The organism is Micromonospora sp. NPDC000207, from assembly GCF_040300925.1.
In the GTDB taxonomy this organism is placed as follows: domain Bacteria; phylum Actinomycetota; class Actinomycetes; order Mycobacteriales; family Micromonosporaceae; genus Micromonospora.
The window spans coordinates 34,468-58,268 of the sequence record NZ_JBEPEQ010000024.1; the positions used below are offsets into that span (position 1 = coordinate 34,468).

The window sequence follows — 23,801 nt, forward strand, 5'->3', positions numbered from 1 at the left end:
TCACCGACGGGTGACGTCGGGGCAGGTCAGGGCGGTGGAGGGCCGGCGTGTGCGCGTACCCAGGCATGCATGGCGATCCCGCTGGCCACCCCGGCGTTGATCGATCGGGTCGAGCCGTACTGGGCGATGGAGAAGAGGTGGTCGCAGGCGGCCCGGGCCGGCTCGGACAGACCCGGCCCCTCCTGACCGAAGACGAGCACGCAGCGACGCGGAAGGACGGCGGTCTCCAGCGGGCGGCAACCGGGCAGGTTGTCGATCCCCACCACCGGGAGCCCCTCCCCGGCCGCCCAGTCGACGAACTCCCCGATCGTGTCGTGGTGTCGAACGTGCTGGTAGCGGTCGGTCACCATCGCTCCACGCCGGTTCCACCTGCGCCGCCCGACGATGTGCACCTCGGCGGCGAGGAAGGCGTTGGCGTTGCGGACCACGGTGCCGATGTTGAAGTCGTGCTGCCAGTTCTCGATGGCGACGTGGAACCCGTGCCGGTGCCGGTCCAGGTCGGCGACGATCGCCTCCCGGCTCCAGTAGCGGTACCTGTCGACCACGTTGCGGCGGTCGCCCTCGGCGAGCAGCTCGGGGTCGTAGCGGGGGTCCTCCGGCGGGTCGCCCGTCCACGGGCCGACACCGACTTCAAGCTGCTCATCGGTCACGGGGACAACAGGTTACGGCACGGCGGTCGTCCCGCCGCCGCCCGTGCTCGCGGCCGTCCCGCCGCCGCGCTCTCGTCCACACCGGGCGCCGTCCGCGGTCAGCGCAGTCGCAGTGCCCGGCCCAGCCGGTCCAGGAAGAGCCGGTCGTCGGCGTCGGGCGGCTGCGGCGCGGCGACGGAGGGGGGCACCACCCGGCGGACCCGGGCCGCCACCGACTGCACCCACTGCCGGTAGGCGGCGGAGTCGGCCGGATCGGCGCGGCGGTGCAGCACCCGGGTGGCGACCCGGGCGGCGGCCAGCAGGTCGTCCGGAGCGGCCGAGGGCACCCGATGCGGGGTGCCCACGTCGTGCCGGGCGTAGATGGCGGCGGCCACGGCACGGACCAGCTCGCTGTCGAAGGACCGGCCGGCGGCCACCGCCTCCAGACCGGCGAGACCGGCCGCGACGCCGGGGTCGGCCCGACCGGGACCGGGTACGGCGGCGACCACCACGGCCCGCCCCGGCAGTTCGGTGAGCAGGTCCCACTCGGCGGGGGTGTACGCGGCGACGGCGAGCGGTGCGACGCGCCGGTCGGCCGAGGGTGGCTCGGCGGGGACGGAGTGGCTCATGCGGACCTCCGGCGTCAGCATATGTGCCGTTTCCGACGGAGGCGGGACACGGAGGCAAACACGTCGGGGGGCTGATCCGAGTCGTCGGGTTCGTCGCCCGGCGGGGGTCGTGGTCACCGCTCGAACCGGGTGCAGACGCAATGAGCGGCGGGGCCCTCCCCGGCACCCGCCGCCCACGCTCTGATGGGGAAGATTCTGCCCCAGCCCGACGCCATCCCAACAGAGACCGGGGTCACATTTATCTTTTCGTAACAATACGAAGAGTCACGGAGATCGATTCTCACCGCGATCTCCGCAGGTCACATCCACCCTTGTCAGCAGCGAAGTTGCCGGCCCGCACCGCCTTGACAACCCGAGGGGACTGGAAACGCTCCCATCACCCGTGGTCACGCAATTGCGTACTGCACTTGCCAACCGCCGAGCGCCCGCCACACCGACGTACGTCGATGATTTCGGTGGCTTCCGGAGCGCTCCGGGCGTTTCACCACCGCCGGTCCGGGAATTCTCGGACACCCCCCTGTCGTTTGAGGGGGCGTAAACGAATCTGCGGTGATCGGAGAGGCAATGGCAACCGTTGAGCTGACCACGGCGAACTTCGACGAGGTGACCGGCAAGGACGGCATCGTGCTCGTCGACTTCTGGGCCGAGTGGTGTGGCCCGTGCAAGCGGTTCGCTCCGCTCTACGAGCGCTCCTCGGAGAAGCACCCGAACATCGTCTTCGGCAAGGTGGACACCGAGGCCCAACAGGAACTCGGGGCCAAGTTCGACATCCGCTCCATCCCGACCGTGATGGCGATCCGGGACGGGGTGATCGTCTTCTCCCAGCCGGGTGCGCTGCCGGAGTCGGCGTTGGAGAACCTGATCGAGCAGGTCGAGGCGCTGGACATGGACGACGTCCGGAAGAAGCTGTCCGAGCACCAGCACTGATCGTCGACCGGTGACGGCCGGGTCGGTCCCGCTCCGCGCGGGACCGGCTCGGCCGTCCGTCGTTCCCGGTGGGCACCGGCGTGAATTCCCGGACCGGAGGGGACAAACCGACCGAACGGACGTACCCGTCACCACCGGGCTACGCGTAGCGTCAGCGCCCCATGGAGACACTGACCACTCGGGGCCGGGCCCTGCGGCTGGGTGCCACCGCACTCGGCCTCGCCCTGCTGCTCGCCGGCACCGTCTGGGGCAGTGACGACCACTTCCCCTTCGGGCCGTTCCGGATGTACGCCACCTCCAACCCCCCGAACGAGCCCGCCCCGGACACCAGGGTCGAGGGCGTCGACAGCGACGGGGCCCTCGTCGACCTCGACCAGAACGCCACTGGCATCCGCCGGGCCGAGATCGAGGGGCAGCAGAGCTGGTACGTCGCCGAGCCCGAACGGCTCCGCGAGGTGGCCGACGCGTACGCCGACCGGCACCCCGACGCGCCGGCCCTGGCCGAGGTGCGGATCGTCATCAGGTGGCACGGCATCACCGACGGCCGCCCGACCGGGACGTACCACGACGAGACTGTCGTCCAGTGGCAGGCGGGCACCCCGTGACCCGGTGGTTGACCGAGCCGGTCCCCCGAGGCCGGGTGGCGGCCTTCCGTACCCTGGTCTATCTCTTCGTCGCCGCGGACCTGGTCTTCTTCACCCCGTGGATCCGGACCCGGGTCAGCGTGCCCGGGAGTCTCTACGAACCGCTCTTCGTCGGCCGGATCCTCCCGCTGCCCACCCCCACCCCCGCCCTGGTCTCGATGGTCTTCTGGCTGCTGCTCGGGGTGTCCCTGCTCGCCGCCTCCGGGCGACTTCCCCGGCTCCTCGGCTGGTCGGTCTTCCTGCTCTACTTCGAGTGGATGATCATCGCGATGAGCTACGGCAAGGTCGACCACGACCGGTTCGCCCTGCTCGTCGCCCTGGCCGTGCTGCCCACCGCCGGTCGGGCCCGGCACGGTGACGCCACCCGCACCGAAGCGGGCGGGTGGGCCCTGCGGGTCACCCAGATCGCGGTGATCTGCACGTACTTCCTGGCCGCCTGGGCCAAGCTGCGCTTCGGCGGGCTGGACTGGCTGACCGGGTCGGTGCTGGCCCGCGCGATCATCAGGCGCGGCACCGAACTGGCCGACCTGATCGCCGCCGTGCCGTACCTGCTGATCGTCGCCCAGATCGGGATCGTCGCCTTCGAGCTGCTCAGTCCGGTGGTCCTGGTGCTCCGGGAACGCTGGCGCCTGGCGATGGTCGGGTTCTTCTACTCGTTCCACGCGGTGACCATGGCGACGATCACCATCTCGTTCGCCCCGCACCTGGTGGCCATGGCCGCCTTCCTGCCGCTGGAACGGGTCCGACCGGTGCACCGGCTGCGGCGACTGGTCGGCGCGGACCGTCGCGGACCGGGGACCGACGACGGGGCATCCGCCCCGGTGGCCGAACAGTCCCTCGCGGTGGCGGGCGACGACAGGGGCACCGCCCCGTCGGTCCGGCCCGGATAGCCGGGCCGTCAGTCCCGCCGGGCCGTCAGTCCGCCGGGCCGTCGGCTCCGCAGCGGCGTCAGTCCCGCCGGGCCGTCGGCTCGGGGGCCGCGTCGGCTCGGCGGCGGGGTCAGTCCCGTGGGGCGGAGGGGACCGCGCAGGCAGCCGTACCGCCTGGCATCCGGTGACGGTTACGGGCCACCCACCGGTACACCGGCCAGGCCAGCGCGCGTACCGGTGGGAGACGCAGCACCGCCCCGGCCGCCCGCCAGTGCGCCGAGCTGGCCCCGAGGAGCCGGGCGATGGCGTCCGGACCGGCGGCCCGGGTGCCGTCCACCCCGACCCACCACACCGACTCGCTGCACTCGGCCGCGCCCAACCCGAGCTCGGTGAGGTCGGCGAACTGCCACGGCAGGACGGTGAACGAACCGGGGATGTGCCGCCCGACGAACTCCGCGCAACGCGTACAGAACGCGCAGTCGCCGTCGTAGACGAACGTGGACGTCTCCATGCCCCCATTGTCGCACCGTGGCGGTACGAGGTCCGGCGGCGAGCGCCCCGGCGGGCTACAGTCGCCAGGTGCGTACCGCCCAGCAACTCCTCGCCGACTCCGCAGTGATCGCCGTCGTTGGCGCGTCCCGGAACCCCGGCAAGGCCGCACACCGGGTGCCCGCCGAGATGCAGCGGTACGGCTGGCGGATCGTCCCGGTGAACCCGACCGTCGACGCGCTCTTCGGGGAACCGGCGTACCCGACCCTGGCCGACATCCCGCACCCGGTCGACCTGGTGAACGTGTTCCGACCGGCGGCCGACGCCGTCGAGGTGGTCCGGGAGGCGGTGGCGATCGGCGCACCGGCGGTCTGGTTGCAGCTCGGGATCGTCTCGGCGCAGGCCCGACAGATCGCCGAGGAGGCCGGAATCGACTACGTCGAGGATCGCTGCCTGATCGTCGAACGGGGCGCCGCCGGCCTGACCCGACTGCCCTGACGACCTCTCCCGAGGCCGGCAAAGCCGCCCTCGGCGACCCGCTGCGGCGGTAGCGTCGACCGGGGAGCCGTAGGCGTCGAGGGGGCAGGCGTGAGCCAACCACCAGGATCCGACCGGCCCGACGGGCGTCCGACCGACGGGGAGCAGCCGCCGTCACCGTACGAGCCGTCGACGGGGCACGGGTCACACCCGCACTGGGGAGAGCAACCCCCCTACGCCCCACAGGTCCCCTACGGGCAGTACGGTCCCCCGTCGGTGGGCGGCACCAACGTCATGGCCGTCCTGTCGCTGATCTTCGCCTTCGTGTTCGCCCCCGCCGGGATCGTTCTCGGTCACCTGGCCAAACGACAGATCCGGCGCAGCGGCGAGCAGGGCGACGGGCTGGCCACCTGGGGGCTGATCCTCGGCTACGTCTTCACCGCGTTGTACGTCCTCGGCTGCATCGGATGGGTAGCAGTGTTGTTCTGGGCCGGATCCGACGGGGGCACCGGGTCGTACCGGTGAGGGGCGGCACCGACGCGGACCCCGCCCCGGCGGACGGTCAGCGGAACTCCGCCTCCCGGACGCTGTTCCCGCCGTCCACGACGAGCATCTGACCGGTGATGTACGAGGCCGCCGGGGAGCACAGGAAGGTGATCGCCGCAGCCACCTCGTCGGGGGTGCCGGAGCGGCCGACCGGGGTGCCGAGCCCCTGCTTGATCTCGGCCATCGTGGACGCGGCGGTGTGGATGGTTCCCGGCGCGACGGCGTTCACAGTCACCCCGTCGGCGATCATCTCCATCGCCAGGGCCCGGGTCAGTCCGACCACCCCCGCCTTCGCCGCCGCGTAGGCCGCCTCGGTGGGCAGGGCGTTGACCGCCCCCGCCGTCGCCGCCAGGTTGACTATCCGACCCCACCCCCGCTCGGCCATCCCCCCGATGAAGGCCCGGCTGCACAGGAAGGCGGTGGTCAGGTTCCGGTCGATCTCGCCCCGCCACTCGTCGTAGCTCAGCTGAGCCACCGGGCGGAGGATCTCCGGGCTGGCCCGGCTCGCCAGCCCGGCGTTGTTCACCAGCACCTCGACGTCGCCGAGCTGCTCGGTCACGGCGTCGGCGAGGGCACCGACCTCCGACTCGTCGGTCAGGTCGGCGACGAAACCGGTGACCCCCAGTTCACCGGCGCGCTCGTGGATCCGCCGGGTGGTGGAGACGATCGCCACCCGCGCCCCGAGGTCGGCCAGTCGACGCGCGGTGGCGTACCCGATGCCGTCCGGGCTGCCCGCCCCGGTCACCAACGCGACCTTGCCGTCCAGGCGCAGGGTCACCGGCTCCGGCAACGCCAGCGGCTCGTCCGGTCCCGTCCCGGCCGAGGTGTTGAGGCCCCGGGCCCGTCGGGCGAACCCGGGACGGCTGGCGTCCCGTCTGGGTCGGCTGCCGGAACGGTCCGCAGCTCGCGCGTCAATCGCCATGACCGCGATCCTGCCCGGTCACGGCGGCCCGGGCAACGCGGCACCCGGTGGCGCGCTGACCGAGCTTCGAGGAGCGTCGCAGACGAATTGAGTGGTGCTGGCTACCCTGACGGCGCTACCCCGCATCCGACGGAGACCCCATATGACGAACCCCTCGCCCGACAACTGGTCCGACCCGACGGCGGTCACGCCACAGTCGTCGGCACCGCAGCCGCAGTCCGCCCCGCCGCTCGACCCGACCCTCATCGCGCCCCAGCACTCCTACACCCCCGGGCAGGCGTCCATCCCCGCGCCGCCCGCCGACCCGGAGCCGTCCTCACCGGCCCCCGCCGACCAGTCCGCGTACCCCCCGGCCGGACCGGAGGCGCACGCCCCGGTGAGCAGGGAGAGCCACGCACCGGCCAACCCGTACAGCGGGGCGCCCGCCCCGGCGAATCCGTACAGCGGGGCGCCCGCCCCTGCCAATCCGTACAGCGGCGCGCCCGCCCCGGGCTTCGACACGTACCAGGCCGCCGGGTACCCGCCCGGTGCCCCCGGCTACCCGCCCGGCGGCTACGGGTACGGCTACCCCCCGGCGCCCCGGACCAACAGCCTGGCCCTCGCCTCGCTGATCCTCTCCCTGGTCGGCGTCGCGTCCTGCATCACCGCGCCGATCGGCGCGATCCTGGGGCACATCGCCCAGAAGCAGATCCGGGAGACCGGTGAGAGCGGTGAGGGGTTCGCCAAGGCCGGCATCATCGTCGGCTGGATCATCACCGCCTTCATGGTCCTCGCGATCCTCTTCTACGTCGTGATCATCGTCTGGGCGATCCTCGGCACCACCGCCGCCGCGACCAGCGCCCCCTGACCGCCGACCGCCGTCGCGTACCGGCGGAGGGCCGCCCGACCAGCGGGTGGCCCTCCGCCGAGGGGGTCCGCCCGGTCCCGGGAAGGTGCGCTGTCGGACCGTCGGGTTCAGGTCAGGCAGAACTCGTTGCCCTCGGGATCGGCAAGGGTCACCCACGAGTACGGCCCCTGCTCGCCCCGGTGCAGGAAGGTCGCACCCCGCTCGGTGAGCCGGGCCAGCTCCTCCTCGATCCGGTCGGCACCCACCCGGACGTCGAGGTGGACCCGGTTCTTCACCGTCTTGCCCTCGGGCACCACCTGGAAGAGGACCCGTCGGCCGTTGTCGGGGTGGACGATCGCGGCACCGGCCCGCCACATCAGCTGCCCACGGTGGACGATCGTCTCCGCCTCGGTGACCGCCCCCTGGTCGACGAGACCCCTGATGAACGCCGCGTCGGTGGGCTCGACCCGCCAGCCGAGCGTCTCCGCCCACCATTCGGCCAGGTCGTGGGGGCCGGACGAGTCCACGGTCACCTGGAAGTCGTATGCCATGACGTACGGTAACCGACGTCACGGACATCGGTCCCCGGGTCGGCACCATGGCGGTCGCCGGTCCGGCGGGGTGGGTCCGCCTGACGGTCAGCGGTCCAGCGGGGTGGGGTCCGTGGGCACCGGTGCCGGGGCGACCCGGCGGCCGACGCGCGCACCGCCGAGCACCACCACCGCCACCCCCACCGTCAGCAACGCCAATCCGGGCAGCGCGGTGATCCGGGGCAGCTGCCCCAGCCAGGCCCACGCGATCAGCGCCGCCCCCGGCACCTCCAGCAGGATCAGCACGCTGACCGTGGTCGCCGAGACCCGCCGCAGGGCGTAGCTGAACATCGAGTGCCCGAGCAGTTGGGCACCGGCCACCAGGGCGAGGACGGCCGCCCAGGTGCCCAGGTCGTACCCGCTCAGGGGCACCCCGCCGACCAGGCAGACAAGCAGCAGGACCAGGGCGCAGACCCCGTAGCAGATGGTGGTGTAGGTGGTGGTGCTGATGCTGACCCGGGCCCGTTCGCCGAGCGCCGTGTAGACCGCCGCGAACAACCCGCCGACCACGGCGAGCAGGTCACCGGCGAAGGCGCTGGCCGAGACGACGAAGTCGGCTCCGGAGGCGACCACCGCCCCGCAGACGGCCACCCCGATACCCACCCAGACCAGCCCCGGGAGCCGACGGCCCTGGGCGCGGGCGATGAGCCCCTGCCAGACCGGCTGGGTGGCGACCATGGCGGTGGCGGTGGCCACCGAGGTGAGCTGCACCGCCGGCATCCAGGTGGCGAAGTGGGCGGCCAGGGCCACCCCGGACAGGACGCAGAAGAGGCCCTCGCGACGCCCGGTCCCCCGGGCCAGGTCCCGGAACTCGACCCGCCGACGGGCCAGCGAGTACGGGCCGAGCACGGCCAGCGCGAGCGTGTTCCGCCAGAAGGCGACGGCCAGGGCCGGAGCGGCGGCGTACGCGACGAGGGGCCCCGAGGACGAGACCGCGACGACGGCGAGGGCGAGGGCCCCGGCGGTCACCGGGTCCAGCGACGGGCGGGAGGCGACAGACAGCACGATGGGCAATCCTCACACGAGACGGAGAGCTACCACTCGGTTACGATCTTCCCGACCCGCCGGCGGCCCTCCCCCTCGACGCCCGGAGCGATCTCCCGTGCCCCGATTCAAGGCTGTTCTCTTCGACTTCTTCGGCACCCTCACCCACGCCGTCCAACGCGGCCGAGCCCACCGGGGCACCGCAGCCCTGCTCGGGTGCACCACCGACCGGCTGGCGGAGGTGCTGGACCGGACCTTCTACGAACGGGCCACCGGACAGCTGGGCAACGCGGAGGCGACACTGCGCTGGGTATGCACCCAGGCCGGCGTCGACCCCTCGGCGAGCGCTCTGCGGGCGGCGCTCGCCTCCCGACACCTGGCGATCCGGGCCGACACCCGACTACGCGCCGAGGCGGTGCCCACCCTGGCCGCGCTGCGTCACCGGGGCATCCAAACCGGGGTGGTCAGCGACTGCACCCACGAACTACCGGCGTTCCTTCCGCAGCTGGCGGTCGGGCCGCTGCTGGACGTACGGATCTTCTCCGTGCAGGTGGGGCGCTGCAAACCGGACGCGGCGCTGTACCTGGCCGCCTGTCGGCATCTCGGCCTGGCCCCGGAGCAGTGCCTGTACGTCGGTGACGGCGGCAGCCAGGAGCTGACCGGGGCACAGCGGGCCGGGCTGACCGCCCTCCAGTTGGCCGCCCCCGACCTGGCCGGGCACCTGGTGTTCAACCCGGAGATCGCCTGGCCCGGCCCGGTGTTGCAGTCGCTCAGCGACGTCGTCGACGTCGTCGACGGGATCGACGGCTCCCCGCCCGGGGGTGGGCGGCGCCGGTCAGCGGCGGCGGACCCGGTGCAGCCGGAACGGCTTGCGGGTCGCCCGGAGCACCGGGGCGTCCCGCGGCGGCTCGGCCAGGGAGCCGTCCGGCAGGTCCTCCCCCGCCGACGGTTCCCCGGCCGGTGACAACCGGCTCAGCGCACACCCCTCGGCGGCCCACCGGGCCACCAGGTCGGCGCTGCTACCGGAGGCGTTCAGCCGCTTCGCCGCCACCACCGGGGCGGTCTGTTCCCAGTCCTCGGTGCCCGGCAGGATCCGGGTCACCCGGGCGGGCCAGGTCACGATCCGGCCGCCGTGGTCGCCACGCAGGCTGACCTCGGCCCGTTCGGCGTCGGCGAGCCCGGGGGCCCGCTGCTCCCCCGGCCCGCTCACCACCACCAGCGCCCCCTCCGACGCCACACACCACAGCGCGTACGCCGCAGAGCCGGGGACGTTCACCCAGGCCACTGCCGCCTTCTTCATCGCCTCGTCGACGAGGGGCCCGGTGGGGGGCCCAGCCGTCCGGTCAGTCATCGCCTGCCTCCTGTCGCATCCGACTCGGCGCTCAACCCACGAAAGGTGGGACGACGATCTCGCCCCGGGCGATCGGAACCACGTTCCCGGTCACGGTGGCACCCAACGCCACCCCGCCACCGGCGGTCACCGTACAGGCCAGCACCGAGGGACGGTTCAGTTCGGCGCCCTGGAACACCGTGTACGTCGAACGGCCGTCACCGGGGAGCAGACCACTGGCGACCAGCCACACCCCCAGCCCGAGGGCTGCCGAACCGGTGGCCGGGTCCTCCGGCACACCCAGCCCGGGAACGAAGACCCGGGCGTGGGCGGTTTGCGACTCGGCGTTCCAGGAGAAGACGCTCACGTGCTCCACTCCGTACCGTCGTGCCGCCGCCGAGTTCAGCCGGGCCCGCGCCACCGCGTCCGGGCGGACCGGAAGGTAGGGGAACTCCAGACCGCAACCGGCCACCCGGGCCGCCGGGCCCACGTGGTCGTCGCTGGTGAGCCCGGCCATCTCCAGCAACGGTTCCGGTCCCAGCTCGGGGCCGAGGGTGGGGATTCCGCCGGTGAGGGTGGCGCGGTCCTCGCCCACCTCGATCTGCATGACCCCGGCCCCGCACTCCTGCGCGACCTGACCGGCGGCGAAGAGCCCCCGGCGGGCGGCGGTGACCGCCGCACCGATGCTCGGGTGCCCGGCGAAGGGCAGCTCGGCGGTGGGGGTGAAGATCCGGGCCCGGTAGGTGACCCCGACCTGGGTCGGTGGGAGCACGAACACCGTCTCGGAGAGGTTGAACTCCATCGCGAGCGCCTGCATCTGTTCGGCGGCGAGCCCGTCGGCGCCGAAGACCACCGCCAGGGGGTTTCCGGCGAAGGGGCGGTCGGTGAAGACGTCCACGATCTCGTAGGCCAGGGTCGACATGCTGACAGACACTAGGCCCTTAGGCTGGTGCCCGTGAGCGCGCCGAACCGGGTCTACCTCGCCCGCCTCGCCGGCGTCACCGTCTTCGACCCGAACGGTGACCAGGTGGGCCGGGTCCGTGACGCGGTGGCCCGGATCCGCCCCGCCCAGCAGCAGCCCGAGGTGGTCGGCCTGGTGGCCGAGATGCCGATGCGGCGACGCATCTTCCTGTCCATCAACCGGATCACCACGATCGAGGCCGACGCGGTCGTGTTGGGCAGCGGCACCCTCAACCTGCGCCGGTTCGAGAAGCGCCCCAGCGAACTGCTGGTGTTGGAGGAGATGTTGGACCGGCGGGTGCAGCTCGAACCGAACGGTCAGGCCGCGAGCGTGGTCGACGTGGCGATGGAACGCGCCCGGGACGGGGAGTGGTCGCTGACCCGGGTCGCGGTCCGGGAACACACCGGCAGGTTGTCCCGCCGGGGCAACCTGCACCAGGTCGAGTGGGACCGGGTCCCGGGGCTGACCGGGGTCGCCGACGCCCGGGGCACTGCCAACCTGCTGGCCGTCCTGGAGGAGATGCGTCCGGCGGACCTGGCCAACGCCCTCCAGGACCTTCCCGACACCCGCCGCAACGAGATGGCGGCGGCACTGGACGACGAACGCCTCGCCAGCGTGCTCAGCGAGCTGCCCGAGCGGGACCAGGTGGAGATCCTCGCCGCCCTGGACCGGGAACGCGCCGCCGACGTCCTGGAGGAGATGGACCCTGACGACGCGGCGGACCTGCTCAACGAGCTGCCCCAGCCCGAACAGGACCTGCTGCTGGACCTGATGCGTCCGGGCGAGGCAGACCCGGTACGCCAGCTGTTGAAGTACAACCCCGGCACTGCCGGGAGCGTGATGACCTCCGAGCCGGTGATCATGCCCCCGGACGCGACAGTCGCCGAGGCCCTCGCCCGGATCCGGGAACCCCAGCTCTCGCCCGCCGTGGCCGCCCAGGTCTTCGTCGCCCGGCCGCCACTGGCCACCCCGACCGGTCGGTACCTGGGCATGGTGCACTTCCAGGCGCTGCTGCGGGAACCCCCGGCCGACCTGCTCGGCGGGGTGGTGGTCAACGACATCGACCCGCTGCGCCCGGACACCCCGCTGCCGGAGGTCACCCGCCGGATGGCCACGTACGACCTGGTCGGCATGCCGGTGATCGACCAGAACAACCGCCTGGTGGGCGCGGTCACAGTCGACGACGTCCTGGACCAGTCCCTGCCGCCGGACTGGCGGGACCGGGACAATCCGTCCGAACCGACCCTGACCGGACCGGCCCTGGACGGCGGACATGGCTGACCAGCACCGGCCGCAGCGGCTGGACCAGCCGCGCGAGCCACGCGGGTTCCGCCTGCCCCGGATCGACCCCGAGGCGTTCGGCCACTGGTCGGAGGGGATCGCCAGGGGCATGGGTACGGCGATGTTCATCGTCTACATGACCGTGGTCATCGGCATCTGGCTGGGCTGGAACACGCTGGCCCCACCGGACTGGCGCTTCGACCCGTACACCTTCACGTTCCTGACCCTGGTCCTGTCGTTGCAGGCGTCGTACGCGGCACCGCTGATCCTGTTGGCCCAGAACCGCCAGACGGACCGGGACCGGGTGGCGTTGGAGGAGGACCGACGGCGGGCCACCATGCAGAAGGCGGACACCGAGTACCTGGCCCGGGAGGTCGCCGCCCTGCGGATCGCGATGGGCGAGGTGGCCACCCGGGACTTCCTCCGCTCGGAGTTGACGCGGCTGGCCGAGGAGCTGGACGAGGCGAACGAGCGACGGCAGCGCCTGGAGCGCCGCCAGCAGGACCGGGTGCCGCACCGAGGCCGGTCCGGCGAACCGCTCGACGAGCCCCGCGACGACGTCGACGGGTGACCGACCCCCGGCAACCGCAGGGGGCGGGCGGTGAACGGGCACGAAGACGCCGCCTGCCTCAAGGGGCGTAGGCGGGCGGCGTCTGTGGGGATCGTCCCACCGGTCGGGCCACCCCGTCCACCCCCGGACGGCTGACGATTCGCCGACCGGGCCGCCGTTTCTCCGGGCCGGGCGACGTTTCTCCGGGCCGAGAGTCGATTCGCGGGGTGAGGGAGTCGATTGGCGGGGTGAGGAACTCGATTCGCCGGGTGGGGGCGTCGATTGGCGCACACCGCCCCCGCTGGTCGTGGCCCCTGACGACGGCCGACGTAGCATTGCGGGCATGTCAGCACCTGTCAGCACCCTCGCGGATGCCATCCAGGCCGCCCTGGCCACCGTCGACGACCCGGAGATCCGCCGGCCGATCACCGACCTGGGCATGGTCCGTTCCGCCGAGGTGGGCGACGACGGGGTGGTCCGGGTCGAGCTCCTCCTCACGGTGGCGGGTTGCCCGCTCAAGGACAAGCTGCGCGGCGACATCACCGCCGCCGTGGGCGCGGTCCCCGGGGTGACCGGTGTCGAGATCGAGTTCGGGGTGATGAGTCAGGAGCAGCGCCAGCAGCTCCAGGCGAAGCTGCGCGGTGGCGGTGCCACCGAGGAGCCGGTGATCCCGTTCGCCCAGCCCGGCTCCCGCACCCGGGTGTACGCGGTCGCCAGCGGCAAGGGCGGGGTCGGCAAGTCCAGCGTGACAGTGAACCTGGCCGCCTCGCTGGCCGCCCGGGGGCTCTCCGTCGGGGTGGTCGACGCGGACATCTACGGACACTCGGTACCTCGGATGCTCGGCGCGGACGGCCGACCCACCCGGGTCGAGGACATGATCATGCCGCCCGAGGCGAACGGCGTGAAGGTGATCTCCATCGGGATGTTCACCGCCGGCAACGCCGCAGTGGTGTGGCGGGGTCCGATGCTGCACCGGGCCCTTCAGCAGTTCCTCGCCGACGTCTTCTGGGGCGACCTCGACGTCCTCCTGCTCGACCTCCCCCCGGGCACCGGCGACGTCGCGATCTCCCTGGCCCAGCTGCTGCCGACCTCGGAGATCCTGGTGGTGACCACCCCGCAGGCCGCCGCCGCCGAGGTGGCCGAGCGGGCCGGGGCCATCGCCCTGCAGACGCACCAGCGGGTGGTCGGGGTCATCGAGAACATGTCCTGGCTGGAGCTGCCGGACGGTTCCCGGATGGAGATCTTCGGCGCCGGTGGCGGACAGACCGTCGCCGACTCGCTGAGCCAGACCATCGGGTCGCAGGTTCCGCTGCTCGGGCAGATCCCGCTGGACACCCGGGTCCGGGAGGCCGGCGACGCGGGCGCCCCGATCGTGCTGGCCGAGCCGGAGTCCCCGGCCGCGAAGGCCCTGTCCCAGATCGCCGACCGGCTCGCCGTCCGCCGGGAGTCGCTGGCCGGGCGCCCGCTCGGGCTCACCCCCTCCAGCCGCTGACCCCCCCCCGCACCGGTGACGGTGCAGAGGCCCGTCGCACCCGTGACGGTGCGGGGGCACGTCGCACCCGTGACGGTGCGGGGGCACCTCGTCAGGTGACGTCGTCGAAGTTCTGCCGACGCGGAGCGGGAACCGGCGTCACCGGCGGGGCGGGCGTGGTCTCCCGCGCCTGCGTGGCGACCGGCGACCGGGGGTCGACGTTCGCTGCCACCTGCTTCAGCTCGTCCTGCACGCCGGTGACGTCCTTGCGCAGGTCCTCGTAGAGACTCTGCACCGGCTTGCGGATCGCCTGCTCATCCTCCTCGGAGAGCAGGTGCTTACGGATGAAGGCCTTCGGGTGCAGGTCCTCCAGCTTGATGTCGGTGCCCAGTTCCCGGCTCAGGTCCGTTGTCGCGTTGGTGGCCATGTTGCGCAGGTTGCGCACCATCCGCAGGCCGTCGCTGATCACGTTGGGCAGCCGGTCACCGAAGATCAGCAGCGCCAGCAGCAGTAGCGCCCCGATCTCCCACCAGTTCAGGTTCTCGAACACTGCCTGAGCCTCCTCGTCGGCGTCCTGGCAAGGGTACGCACGTCACAGGGGGGTCGGGGAGGGGGTGAAAGGTCGCTACTTGACATCCGCGGCCAGCGTCACCGAGGCGTCCTGCCGATCCGATCCGCGCCGGTACTCCACCGTCACCACCGAACCCGGCGCGAACTTGCGGACCAACGCGATCAGGTCACTCGGCTCGTTCGTCGGCCGACCGGCGACCTTCAGGATCACGTCACCGGTGCGCAGGCCCGCCCCGGCCGCCGGCCCGGACGGCTCCACGGCGGTCAGGCGTACGCCGTTGCCGTTGGTCCCGCCGGGTCCACCGACCTGCGCGCCGATCACCGTACGCCGGGCCTTGCCGGTGCCGATGATGTCCTGGGTGATCCGTTTGGCCTGGTTGATCGGGATGGCGAAGGCGAGGCCGATGTTGCCCGCCTCCTGTCCCTCGGAGACCAGCGACTTGATCGTCGAGTTCACCCCGATGACCCGACCGGCCCCGTCGACGAGCGGTCCACCGGAGTTGCCGTGGTTGACCGCCGCGTCGGTCTGGATCGCCGCGTAGTAGCGGACCGGCCCACCCGGCTCACCGGCCTGCATGGTCCGGTCGAGCGCGCTGACGATCCCGGCGGTCACCGTGTTGGCGAGCGACAACGGCGAACCCATGGCGAGCACCGGATCACCGACGGCGAGCGAGTCGGAGTCACCGAACTCCACCGGACGCAACCCGGTCCGGGCCACCTTGATCACCGCGATGTCCGACTCCGGGTCCTGACCGACCACAGTCGCCGAGGCGGTGCTGCCGTCGTGGAAGACCACCGACGCCCGGCCCGACCCGCCGGTCACCACGTGGTCGTTGGTGATCACGTGTCCGTCCCCGCTGACCACGAAGCCGGACCCCTCGCTGGTCCCACCGATCCCGGTCACCCGTACGGTCACCACGCTGGGCAGGACACGTTCGGCGACCCCGGCCAGCGACTCCGGGCGGCGCTGGGCCAGCGAGGGCGGCTCACTGGACCCGGCACCCAGGACCGTGGGGGCACCGGCCCCGCCGCGTACCGCGAAGGCGTAGCCCAGGGCACCGCCCAGGCTCCCGGCGAGCAGCGCGGTGATCAGGGGGATCACCAGGAGGTGCCGCAGCGTGGTGCGGCCCGGAGCGTCCGGGTCGGTGACCGGTTCCGGGTCGCTGCCCCGGGTCGACGGGGCGCTGAGCACCACCGCCGTCGGCGCGGACGGATCCCGCCACGGGTCGGCCAGGGCGTCGGACCACCAGGGCGACGCCCCACCCGGGGCACCTGCGACACCGTAGGGGGCCGTCGGGGCACCCGGAGTCGACGGACCACCCGGGAGGCCGGAGATCCGGTAGGGAGCACCTGGGGCGGCTCCCGCCCCGTACTGATGGACCGGCGGGCCCGGATACGCAGTCTGCTGCCCCACCGGCATGCCCGGATGGGCGGCGGGCTGCCCCGCCGTCATGCCCGAACGGGCAGTCTGCTGCGTCGTCGGTACGCCCGGCGTCGGGCCGGGCGGCGGAGCGGTCGGATGATCGGAACGTCCCGTCGAAGGCGCTCCGGCCTCGGACGGTGGTCCCGTCGGCGGCCCTGCCGGTGGAGAACCGGGTGCCGGCTGTCCCGCCGGTGCCCCAGTTGTCCCGGGCTGGCGCCAGTCCCAGCCGTCGGTCACGTCGGTGCCTCCCACTTGTGTCCCCTGGTGCCCCCGCCGCGGTTGTCGGCGTCGAACCGGGCCGTCGCGACCGATGGGGTACCGCCTCCAGGATTGCACGGATGCGCCGGGTGGGGTCAGTGGTTGTCCGGCGACCGCCCGGCTGCACCCGTTTGCGTACGCCTCTAGGCTCATAGCGCCAACCCGCCCCGCACCACATCGCCGCCCGGAGGTGCCCCGTCGCCATGGTCGCCAGTCCCGGCAGTCCCGGTGGTCCGTCGACGCAGGCCGGACAGTTCGCCGAGTCGTACGTCACCGAGGATCTCGTCCTGCGTACCGCCCGTGGTCTCGCCCAGGAGGTGGGGGTCGAGGCGGTGACGCCGGGGGCCGGGGCCGCCCTGCGTCTGCTGGCCGCTGCGGGCAGTGCCCGTGCGGTGGTGGAGATCGGCACCGGCACCGGAGTCAGCGGGGTCTGGTTGCTGCGCGGCATGCGCGCCGACGGCGTACTGACCACGATCGACGTGGAGGTGGAGCACCAGCGGATCGCCCGCCGGATCTTCACCGGGGCCGGGTTCCCGCCCGGGCGTACCCGGATCATCGCCGGTCGGGCGCTCGACGTGCTGCCCCGGCTCGCCGACGGGGCGTACGACCTGGTGTTCGTGGACGCCGAGGCGATGGGGTTCAGTGCCTGCGTGGACGCCGCCCTGCGGCTGCTGCGGCCGGGCGGCGTCCTCGTCCTCAACGGAGCCTTCGCCGACGGCCGGATCGGCGACCCGTCGGCCCGGGACGTCGAGACGGTGACCGTACGCGAGACGATCAAGGCGATCCGGGAGTCGGAGCACTGGATCCCGGCGCTCCTTCCGGTCGGGCACGGGCTGCTCGCCGCCGTCCACTGCTGACCGGGCAGGGGCCGCTCGCCACCGACCGGCACCGGCGGTGTGCCAGTGCGGCCGTCGCCGACCCGGGTCCGCCTCCGGCTCAGTCGAGGGTGCCCAGCCAGCGCAGCAGACCGCGTACGCCCCAACCGGTGGCACCCTTGGTCAGCTCGGCCTCGGCGGCAGCCGCCCAGGAGGGCGCGGACATGTCGACGTGCACCCAGCGGTCCCGCAGGTCCCCGGTGAACTCGCGGAGGAACAGGGCGGCGGTCACCGACCCGCCCCCCTGCGTCGGGGCGCTGTACAGGTCGGCCAGGTCGCTGCCGAGGTACTCGACGTAGTCGGCGGGCAGCGGCATCCGCCAGGCCGATTCACCGGCCTCCGAGACGGCAGTCAGCAGCGCCCCGGCCAGCTCGTCGTTCTCGCTGTACAGGGCGGCCGTCCGGTTACCCAGCGCGACGGAGTTGGCGCCGGTCAGAGTGGCCAGGTCGACGAGCAGGTCGGGGGAGAGCTCGGCGACCGCGTACGCGAGGGCGTCGGCGAGCACCAGCCGCCCCTCGGCGTCGGAGTTGGTGGTCTCGCTGGTCAGCCCCCCGTAGTGGCGGACGACGTCGCCGGGGCGGAAGGCCGCTCCGCTGAGCATGTTCTCGGCCAGCGGGATCAACGTGGTGATCCGGACCGGCAGGTCCAGCGCCGCAGCGCCGAGGGTGGCGGCAGCCACCGCCGCCCCGCCGGCCATGTCCTTGCGCATCAGCTTCATCGCCGGAACCGGCTTGATCGAGATGCCGCCGGTGTCGAAGGTGATGCCCTTGCCGACCAGGACCACGTGGGTGGTCGCCTGGGGCGGCTGCCAGCTCAGTTCGACCAGACGGGGGCCGCTCGCCGAGCCACCGCCCACGGCGAGCAGCCCGCCGAACCCTTCGGCGGCCAACTCCTCGGGCTCCCGGACCCGCACCGTCAACCCGGGTCGGTCGGCCACCTCGGCGGCTACCTGCTCGGCGAACCACTGCGGGTTCTTCGTCGAGGACGGGGTGTTCGTCAGGTCCCGGGCGAACCGGGTCGACTCGGCTGTGATCCGTGCCACGTCGAGGCTGCGGGAGTGGGCCGCGGGGTCGGCGACCACGACGTCCACCCCGGCGAGTGCCGGCGAGTCGCCCGCCTCGGTGAGCCGGAACCGGTACGACGCCAGCAGCAGCCCCTCGACCAGGCCACTGACCGCCGAGTCGACGGCGTCGGCAGGCATCACGACGGTGACGTGCTCCTCGGCGGAGGCCGCGCGGGCCAGTGCGGCCCCGGCGGTCCGCCAGGCCGCCTCGTCGCCGTCCCCGGTGCCGATCAGCAGCAGACGCCCCGGGGAACCCAGCGGACGGAGGTGCATCCGCGCCTCGCCGGCCCGCCCGTGGAGTCGGGCCACGGACAGCAGCGCCCGCGCCTCGGCGCCGACCTCCTCGGCCGGTTCCCAGCCGAGGGTCGCCAGCAGGGCGGCGGGGGCGTCCCCGTCGTCGGTGCGGTCGTCGGGTCGGATGGGCAGGACGAGGGTGTCGAGCCGCTCCGGCTCGGCCACCAGGCGGAAGGCAAGCACGCTGGTCCGTACCTCCAGGAGTCGCTGCGGGTACGCACGAACGCGCCCCACGTCGGGGTTGATGAAGAACCCTGAGTCACCGGCGTCGCCGGTGACTCAGGGTCGACGAACCGTCCGCACGACGAATGCCGCCGGACCGGGCGCGCCTCGTCAGCCGGCGGCTGCCTTCAGCGCGTCACCGAGCGCGTTGGCCTCGTCGGGAGTCATCTCGACGACGAGCCTGCCACCACCCTCCAGCGGGACCCGCATGACGATGCCCCGGCCCTCCTTGGTGACCTCCAGCGGACCGTCGCCCGTCCGCGGCTTCATCGCCGCCATGTTGTCTCCCCTCAGACCTACACCAGGGTCGGTGGGTTGCCCCACAGCCTCCATCGCAATGACCACCGCAGCCTTCGCGGGGTGTCGACCAACGATTTTCCCTGATGAACACCGCCGGACCCAAACTGAAGCAGCAGGGATGTAACAGCACCTAGCATATCTTGGGAACGCCTGTCACAATGTGCGGTCATGCAGGCACGGTCGGCGCTCTTCGACCTCTACGGCGACCACCTCCGCAACAGGGGTGGTCGCGCTCCGGTCGCTTCCCTGGTCAAATTACTGTCACCGCTGGGAATCGCACCGCCGGCGGTTCGCACCGCCGTCTCCCGTATGGTCCGTCAAGGGTGGTTGAACCCCCTGCGACTCGCCACCGGACCGGGGTATTCGATCACGTCGAAAGCGGCCCGCCGACTGGACGAATCGGCGGCCCGGATCTACCGAACCGGTCGCATCAACTGGGACGGACGGTTCGATCTGCTCGTCCTGGAGCCACCGACCGGTCGCCGCGACCGGCAACGCCTCGCCGCGAACCTGGTCTTCCTCGGCTACGGCACCCTCGACGAGCAGTTCTGGGTGGCGACCCGCACCTCCACCGAGGTCGACCTGCTCCTCGACGAGGCAGGGGTCCGCTACGAGCGGTTCACCGCCGTCCACGCCGCCGGCACCCCCGGCGCGATGGGGCTGGTCAGCCGCGCCTGGGACCTCGCCGAGATCGGCCGCGCCTACGACCGGTTCATCACCGAACAGCGTCCCCTGCTGGCCGGGGTGACGGTCCGCAGCTCCGACGAGGAGGCATACGCGGCCCGGTTCCGGCTGGTGCACGCGTGGCGTACGTTCCTGTTCCGGGACCCCCAGCTGCCCCCGGCGCTGCTGCCCGAGAGCTGGCCCGGCGCGAAGGCCGCCGGCTTCTTCGACAGGCACGCCACCCGCCTGCGTCCCGCCGCCGACCGTTACGTCGAGCAGTGCCTCGACTCCGGCGTCCGCCTGCCCCGACAGAAGGGTCGTTGACAAGTGACCGAGCCCCTCCTCGTTGACCGTACCGACGCCGTGGTGACCCTCACCCTGAACCGCCCGGACGCCCTGAACTCGCTCGACGTGGCACTCAAGGAGGCGCTCCGGGACACCCTCGCCGAACTCCAGCAGGACCGGACCTGCCGGGCGGTGGTCCTGGCCGGGGCGGGCGGCTCGTTCAGCGCCGGGCAGGACCTGCGCGAACACGTACAAGCGCTGGACGGCCCCGACCCGCTGGCCACCGTACGGTCGCACTACAACCCGATCGCCGCACGCCTCGCCGACCTGCCCAAGCCGGTGGTGGCGGCGGTCCGGGGAATGGCCGCCGGGGCGGGTGCCTCCCTGGCCCTGCTGGCCGACTTCCGCATCGGCGGGCCGAAGACCCGCTTCCTGATGGCCTTCGCCGGGGTGGGGCTGGCCGCCGACACCGGCGCCTCCTGGACGTTGCCCCGCCTCGTCGGCCACGCCAAAGCCGTCGAACTGCTGATGCTGGCCGAGCCGGTCGGTGCGGCCGAGGCACACCGGCTGGGGCTGCTCACCCGGCTTGTCGACGAGGACGAGCAGGTCCTGCCCGCCGCGCAGGAGCTGGCCGCCCGGCTCGCCGCCGGCCCGACGGTGGCCTACGGGGCGATCAAACGGCAACTCTCCATCGCCGACGCCGGGACCCTCACCGAGGCGTTGGCCGCCGAGGCGCAGGCCCAGGCGATCTGCGGGGCCACCGAGGACCACCGGGCCGCCACGCAGGCCTTCGTCGAGAAGCGCAAGCCCGTCTTCGACGGCCGCTGACCCCGGCCCCCGTCACCGGGCCACGTACCCGCCGTCGATCGGGACGGTGTGCCCGGTGATCCAGGCGGCGTCGTCGGAGGCGAGGAAGAGCACCACCCCGGCGATGTCGTCCGGGGTCGGGATGCCCGGCTTCGGGTTGAACGACTCCATCCGGGTCCGCATCGCCTCCGGATCCGGGGCGCTGGCGATGAAGTTCTCCACCAGCGGGGTCATCACCACAGTCGGGGCGACGGCGTTCACCCGGATGTTGTGCGCCGCGTACTCCACCGCCGCCGAACGGGTCAGCCCCACCACCCCGGCCTTGGTGAACGTGTACGGGGAGATGTTGTCCTGGGCGGTCAGACCCGCCGTCGACGAGGTGTTGACGATCGCGCCCCCGCCCCCGCGCAGCATCGCCTCGATGCCGTACTTGAGGACGTGGAAGACGCCGTCGCCGTTGATCCTGCGTACCTTCTCCCAGTTCGCCAGGTCCATCTCGTGCAGCGGCTGTTGCCTGCCGTCGATCCCGGCGTTGTTGAACACGACGTCGAGGCGACCGTACCGCTGCACCGTGTCGGCGATGCCCTCCTCCACCGAGGCGGCGTCGCCGGTGTCGACGGTGACGGCGAGGGCGTCGGGCAGCGAGTCCACCACCCGACCGGCCCGCTCGGTGGCCACGTCGGCGACGACCACCTTCGCGCCCTCGGCGGCGAACCGTCGTGCGGTGGCCTCGCCCAGACCCGAGGCACCACCGGTGACGAAGACGACCCTGTCCTGGAACCGCATCGCATCCCCCTACCGCAGGTCGGTCGGCCCCGGGACTACCCGACCACGGTCTGTGGAAACGCGCGACGGTCAGTCGTCGTCCTCCTCCGGGTCCTGGTTGGCCTCGACGCCGAGGACGAAGGCCTGCATCGCCAGTTCGTCCCCGGAGGGCGAGACGAACGCGGGCAGTTCCCGGGGACCCAACTCCTGCACGTACGACCAGAAGATGCGGACCGCCTCGGCTGGCGTCTCCGCCTCGATCGGCAGGTCCAGGCTGACCAGCCAGGACCGCCGGTCCCGGGGCGGTCCGAGCCGGTCGGCAAGCGACCGCCAGGCCGCGACGTCGAGGGCGGTGACCGGCCCGTCGAGGGTCAGCGCGTCGGCGGGGACCGGCTCGTCGAAGGCCCGCCGGGTGTACGTCACCACGAGCGCCGCCGGTTCGGTCTCCGACTGCGGATCGTCCGGGTCCTCCCGCCGTCGACCGGTCGGCGCACCCACCCGCCCGAGCGCCACCAGCCGGAGGGGCCCGTCGGCCAGGACCGCCACCGGGTCACCGAAGCTCGGCGGGGCCGGGTCGTCCAGCCCGGTCAACTCCAACGTCTCGTGGTGCACCAGACGTTCGGCGTCGTACCTGTCGCTCGGGAGGAGCACCGCCCAGGCCCGTCCGTCGACCTCGTCGGTCGACCGGTGCCCGCCGCCACGGTGCTCGGTGTCGGTCGTCATGACGTCAATCCCATCACGGGCCCGGCCGCCGGGGCGACGTGGCAGCCCGCGAGGTGATCGTCGACCATCCCGGTGGCCTGCATCAGGGCGTACCCCGTGGTCGGACCGACGAACCGGAAACCCTGCCTCTTCAGCGCCTTCGCCATCGCCGTGGACGCCTCGGTCAGCGCCGGGACCTCGGCGAACGATCCCGGTCGAGCCGGGCGGGGCGGTGGCGCGAAGGACCAGAGCAGGGCGGAGAGCCCACCCGGCACCGCCTGCGCGGCCCTGGCGTTGCCGATCGCCGCCTCGATCTTGGCCCGGTTCCGGACGATCCCGGCGTCGGTGAGCAGCCGGTCCACGTCGGCCTCGCCGTACCCGGCGACCGCCTCGATCCGGAACTCGTCGAAGGCCAACCGGAACGCCGGCCGCTTCCGCAGGATGGTCAGCCAGGACAACCCGGACTGGAACGCCTCCAGGGTCATCCGCTCGAACAGGGCGTCGTCGCCGTGCAGGACCCGACCCCACTCCTCGTCGTGGTAGCGCGCGTAGTCCGGGGTGCCTGCCCCCCACCCACAGCGGGCCAGCCCGTCGTCCCCGATCACCAGGTCGTCCACAGGGTCCACGGTAGTGGCTCGACGGTCAGGGCAGTCGCCCCTGCTCCACCAGGCGACCGAACTTGCGCAGAGCCTGCGTCAGGCTGACCTTCGAGCCGGGCCAGAGGACCGGCCAGGCGACCCGGCCCGCGGCCCCACCCGGCAGGTGGAACCACTCGTGCCAGACCACCTGGGTACGGTCCCGGGCGAGCGGGGTGCAACGCAGGACCCCCGGCCCCTGCAACAGCTTGCCGCAGTGCACCACACCCACCTCGTACGGCGCGTCGACCCGGACCACCCGCATCTCGTCGCGCAGCACGGCCGGGCCGAGAGCGGTGACCGCCTCGATCAGACTGCCCTCGCCCCCGTCGCCCTCCACCACCCGCACCTTGGTGAAGGGGATCCAGTCCGACTGCCGTTCCCAGGCGGTGAAGGCCGCGAAGACGCGTTCCGCCGGGGCGTCGACGATCACCGTCGCGGTGACCTCACCCGCACCCGGACGGGCTGCCGCACGGAACTCCTCGCCGTCCGCTCTCGACGTCACAGCGACTCCGACCGGCCGGCGGGGTCGGGGCGACCGGTTCCGGCCTGCACCGGCCCGTCGTCGCCCGACCCGGGGCCGGACCGCTGCGTGGGATCCGCAGTCGCCGGGGCGGGCTCCACGTCGTCCACCGCCGTCGGACGCCCGTCGTTCGTCCCGACCACCGCCGGGGCGACGGCCCCCGCGTCGTCCTTCGTCGACGGCACCGGGCCGTCCACACCCGGGGCCTTCACGTCGTCCGCCGCCGTCGCCGGGGCGGGCTCTGCCGAGTCCGCCGCCGCTGCCGTCGTCGGGACCGGCTGCGCGGCGTGC

Annotated in this window: 28 protein-coding genes and 2 pseudogenes; 13 read left to right on the plus strand and 17 right to left on the minus strand. The window is 72.7% G+C overall.

Features of this window, described 5'->3' with window-relative positions; all coding sequences use genetic code 11:
• Window positions 1–26: 26 nt before the first annotated feature.
• Together ABT336_RS08620 and ABT336_RS08625 are read right to left on the minus strand one after the other, a co-directional pair.
• Window positions 27–650, minus strand: a complete 624-nt coding sequence (locus ABT336_RS08620; RefSeq protein ID WP_350895897.1) for a TrmH family RNA methyltransferase — start codon at window positions 648–650, stop codon at window positions 27–29.
• A 98-nt stretch (window positions 651–748) separates the two neighbouring features.
• Window positions 749–1,279 (minus strand): hypothetical protein, encoded by a 531-nt coding sequence (locus ABT336_RS08625; RefSeq protein WP_350895898.1) that lies wholly within the window; start codon window positions 1,277–1,279, stop codon window positions 749–751.
• 543 nt (window positions 1,280–1,822) lie between these two features.
• Between ABT336_RS08625 and trxA the strand changes: the two genes are divergently transcribed.
• The 3 genes from trxA (at window position 1,823) to ABT336_RS08640 (ending at window position 3,719) form a co-directional block, all read left to right on the plus strand.
• Window positions 1,823–2,185 (plus strand): thioredoxin, encoded by a 363-nt coding sequence (trxA, locus tag ABT336_RS08630; protein ID WP_350895899.1) that lies wholly within the window; start codon window positions 1,823–1,825, stop codon window positions 2,183–2,185.
• A 161-nt stretch (window positions 2,186–2,346) separates the two neighbouring features.
• Window positions 2,347–2,790, plus strand: a complete 444-nt coding sequence (locus ABT336_RS08635) for a hypothetical protein (protein ID WP_350895900.1) — start codon at window positions 2,347–2,349, stop codon at window positions 2,788–2,790.
• Complete coding sequence (locus tag ABT336_RS08640) at window positions 2,787–3,719, plus strand: HTTM domain-containing protein (protein WP_350895901.1); 933 nt, start codon at window positions 2,787–2,789, stop codon at window positions 3,717–3,719. Before ABT336_RS08635 ends, ABT336_RS08640 begins: the two co-directional genes overlap by 4 nt.
• Before the next feature lie 109 nt (window positions 3,720–3,828).
• On the opposite strand, the gene ABT336_RS08645 is transcribed toward ABT336_RS08640, so the two are convergent.
• Window positions 3,829–4,209, minus strand: coding sequence for a thiol-disulfide oxidoreductase DCC family protein (locus ABT336_RS08645; protein WP_350895902.1), 381 nt, complete (start codon window positions 4,207–4,209; stop codon window positions 3,829–3,831).
• Between the two features lie 68 nt (window positions 4,210–4,277).
• On the opposite strand from ABT336_RS08645, the gene ABT336_RS08650 reads away from it, so the two are divergent.
• Together ABT336_RS08650 and ABT336_RS08655 are read left to right on the plus strand one after the other, a co-directional pair.
• Window positions 4,278–4,685, plus strand: a complete 408-nt coding sequence (locus ABT336_RS08650) for a CoA-binding protein (protein WP_350895903.1) — start codon at window positions 4,278–4,280, stop codon at window positions 4,683–4,685.
• Window positions 4,686–4,940: 255 nt separating this feature from the next.
• On the plus strand, window positions 4,941–5,189 hold the full coding sequence (locus ABT336_RS08655; RefSeq protein WP_350895904.1) for a DUF4190 domain-containing protein: 249 nt from the start codon (window positions 4,941–4,943) through the stop codon (window positions 5,187–5,189).
• A gap of 37 nt (window positions 5,190–5,226) precedes the next feature.
• Here ABT336_RS08655 and ABT336_RS08660 read toward each other — a convergent pair whose 3' ends face one another.
• Window positions 5,227–6,132 carry an SDR family NAD(P)-dependent oxidoreductase gene (locus tag ABT336_RS08660; protein ID WP_350895905.1) on the minus strand — a complete coding sequence of 302 codons (906 nt, stop codon included), beginning with the start codon at window positions 6,130–6,132 and terminating at the stop codon, window positions 5,227–5,229.
• 142 nt (window positions 6,133–6,274) lie between these two features.
• Between ABT336_RS08660 and ABT336_RS08665 the strand changes: the two genes are divergently transcribed.
• Window positions 6,275–6,979 carry a DUF4190 domain-containing protein gene (locus tag ABT336_RS08665; protein ID WP_502891138.1) on the plus strand — a complete coding sequence of 235 codons (705 nt, stop codon included), beginning with the start codon at window positions 6,275–6,277 and terminating at the stop codon, window positions 6,977–6,979.
• Window positions 6,980–7,086: 107 nt separating this feature from the next.
• On the opposite strand, the gene ABT336_RS08670 is transcribed toward ABT336_RS08665, so the two are convergent.
• The gene (locus ABT336_RS08670; RefSeq protein WP_350895906.1) at window positions 7,087–7,509 is read right to left on the minus strand and encodes a VOC family protein; all 423 of its coding nucleotides are present in this window, start codon (window positions 7,507–7,509) and stop codon (window positions 7,087–7,089) included.
• Between the two features lie 87 nt (window positions 7,510–7,596).
• Window positions 7,597–8,553 (minus strand): DMT family transporter, encoded by a 957-nt coding sequence (locus tag ABT336_RS08675; RefSeq protein ID WP_350895907.1) that lies wholly within the window; start codon window positions 8,551–8,553, stop codon window positions 7,597–7,599.
• A 1-nt stretch (window position 8,554) separates the two neighbouring features.
• On the opposite strand from ABT336_RS08675, the pseudogene ABT336_RS08680 reads away from it, so the two are divergent.
• A pseudogene (locus ABT336_RS08680) lies at window positions 8,555–9,160 on the plus strand (HAD family hydrolase); the annotation flags it as partial.
• Between the two features lie 207 nt (window positions 9,161–9,367).
• Here the strand turns inward: ABT336_RS08680 and ABT336_RS08685 are convergent.
• Both ABT336_RS08685 and ABT336_RS08690 read right to left on the minus strand, forming a co-directional pair.
• Complete coding sequence (locus ABT336_RS08685; RefSeq protein WP_350895908.1) at window positions 9,368–9,883, minus strand: hypothetical protein; 516 nt, start codon at window positions 9,881–9,883, stop codon at window positions 9,368–9,370.
• 31 nt (window positions 9,884–9,914) lie between these two features.
• Window positions 9,915–10,784, minus strand: a complete 870-nt coding sequence (locus ABT336_RS08690) for a PhzF family phenazine biosynthesis protein (RefSeq protein ID WP_350895909.1) — start codon at window positions 10,782–10,784, stop codon at window positions 9,915–9,917.
• Between the two features lie 33 nt (window positions 10,785–10,817).
• Between ABT336_RS08690 and ABT336_RS08695 the strand changes: the two genes are divergently transcribed.
• The 3 genes from ABT336_RS08695 to ABT336_RS08705 all read left to right on the plus strand — a co-directional run bounded on the left by ABT336_RS08695 (window position 10,818) and on the right by ABT336_RS08705 (window position 14,146).
• Window positions 10,818–12,104 carry a magnesium transporter MgtE N-terminal domain-containing protein gene (locus ABT336_RS08695; protein WP_350895910.1) on the plus strand — a complete coding sequence of 429 codons (1,287 nt, stop codon included), beginning with the start codon at window positions 10,818–10,820 and terminating at the stop codon, window positions 12,102–12,104.
• Window positions 12,097–12,675, plus strand: a complete 579-nt coding sequence (locus tag ABT336_RS08700) for a DUF1003 domain-containing protein (RefSeq protein WP_350895912.1) — start codon at window positions 12,097–12,099, stop codon at window positions 12,673–12,675. The genes ABT336_RS08695 and ABT336_RS08700 overlap by 8 nt, the downstream gene beginning before the upstream one ends.
• 322 nt (window positions 12,676–12,997) lie before the next feature.
• Window positions 12,998–14,146: an Mrp/NBP35 family ATP-binding protein gene (locus tag ABT336_RS08705; protein ID WP_350895913.1), complete on the plus strand. Its 1,149-nt coding sequence runs from the start codon at window positions 12,998–13,000 to the stop codon at window positions 14,144–14,146.
• A 91-nt stretch (window positions 14,147–14,237) separates the two neighbouring features.
• On the opposite strand, the gene ABT336_RS08710 is transcribed toward ABT336_RS08705, so the two are convergent.
• Window positions 14,238–14,675, minus strand: a complete 438-nt coding sequence (locus ABT336_RS08710) for a twin-arginine translocase TatA/TatE family subunit (protein ID WP_350895914.1) — start codon at window positions 14,673–14,675, stop codon at window positions 14,238–14,240.
• 75 nt (window positions 14,676–14,750) lie between these two features.
• Window positions 14,751–16,148 carry a S1C family serine protease gene (locus tag ABT336_RS08715; protein WP_350895915.1) on the minus strand — a complete coding sequence of 466 codons (1,398 nt, stop codon included), beginning with the start codon at window positions 16,146–16,148 and terminating at the stop codon, window positions 14,751–14,753.
• Window positions 16,149–16,579: 431 nt separating this feature from the next.
• On the opposite strand from ABT336_RS08715, the gene ABT336_RS08720 reads away from it, so the two are divergent.
• Complete coding sequence (locus ABT336_RS08720; RefSeq protein ID WP_350895916.1) at window positions 16,580–17,233, plus strand: O-methyltransferase; 654 nt, start codon at window positions 16,580–16,582, stop codon at window positions 17,231–17,233.
• A 79-nt stretch (window positions 17,234–17,312) separates the two neighbouring features.
• Here ABT336_RS08720 and ABT336_RS08725 read toward each other — a convergent pair whose 3' ends face one another.
• Together ABT336_RS08725 and ABT336_RS08730 are read right to left on the minus strand one after the other, a co-directional pair.
• Entirely contained in the window at window positions 17,313–18,791 is a 1,479-nt protein-coding gene (locus ABT336_RS08725) for a leucyl aminopeptidase family protein (protein ID WP_350895925.1), read from the minus strand.
• Window positions 18,792–18,941: 150 nt separating this feature from the next.
• On the minus strand, window positions 18,942–19,109 hold the full coding sequence (locus ABT336_RS08730) for a DUF3117 domain-containing protein (RefSeq protein ID WP_007455245.1): 168 nt from the start codon (window positions 19,107–19,109) through the stop codon (window positions 18,942–18,944).
• Window positions 19,110–19,298: 189 nt separating this feature from the next.
• Between ABT336_RS08730 and ABT336_RS08735 the strand changes: the two genes are divergently transcribed.
• Window positions 19,299–20,117 carry a PaaX family transcriptional regulator gene (locus tag ABT336_RS08735; protein ID WP_350895917.1) on the plus strand — a complete coding sequence of 273 codons (819 nt, stop codon included), beginning with the start codon at window positions 19,299–19,301 and terminating at the stop codon, window positions 20,115–20,117.
• Window positions 20,118–20,120: 3 nt separating this feature from the next.
• A complete protein-coding gene (locus tag ABT336_RS08740) occupies window positions 20,121–20,906 on the plus strand; it encodes an enoyl-CoA hydratase/isomerase family protein (RefSeq protein WP_350895918.1) in 786 nt (261 codons plus the stop codon).
• Window positions 20,907–20,918: 12 nt separating this feature from the next.
• Here ABT336_RS08740 and ABT336_RS08745 read toward each other — a convergent pair whose 3' ends face one another.
• The 5 genes and pseudogenes from ABT336_RS08745 to ABT336_RS08765 form a co-directional block, all read right to left on the minus strand.
• Window positions 20,919–21,671, minus strand: coding sequence for an SDR family NAD(P)-dependent oxidoreductase (locus ABT336_RS08745; RefSeq protein WP_350895919.1), 753 nt, complete (start codon window positions 21,669–21,671; stop codon window positions 20,919–20,921).
• 69 nt (window positions 21,672–21,740) lie between these two features.
• Window positions 21,741–22,373: a hypothetical protein gene (locus tag ABT336_RS08750; RefSeq protein WP_350895920.1), complete on the minus strand. Its 633-nt coding sequence runs from the start codon at window positions 22,371–22,373 to the stop codon at window positions 21,741–21,743.
• Window positions 22,370–22,969: a DNA-3-methyladenine glycosylase I gene (locus ABT336_RS08755; protein ID WP_350895921.1), complete on the minus strand. Its 600-nt coding sequence runs from the start codon at window positions 22,967–22,969 to the stop codon at window positions 22,370–22,372. Before ABT336_RS08755 ends, ABT336_RS08750 begins: the two co-directional genes overlap by 4 nt.
• A gap of 25 nt (window positions 22,970–22,994) precedes the next feature.
• Window positions 22,995–23,492 carry an SRPBCC family protein gene (locus ABT336_RS08760; protein WP_350895922.1) on the minus strand — a complete coding sequence of 166 codons (498 nt, stop codon included), beginning with the start codon at window positions 23,490–23,492 and terminating at the stop codon, window positions 22,995–22,997.
• A pseudogene (locus ABT336_RS08765) lies at window positions 23,489–23,801 on the minus strand (hypothetical protein); the annotation flags it as partial. The pseudogene ABT336_RS08765 and the gene ABT336_RS08760, both read right to left, overlap by 4 nt.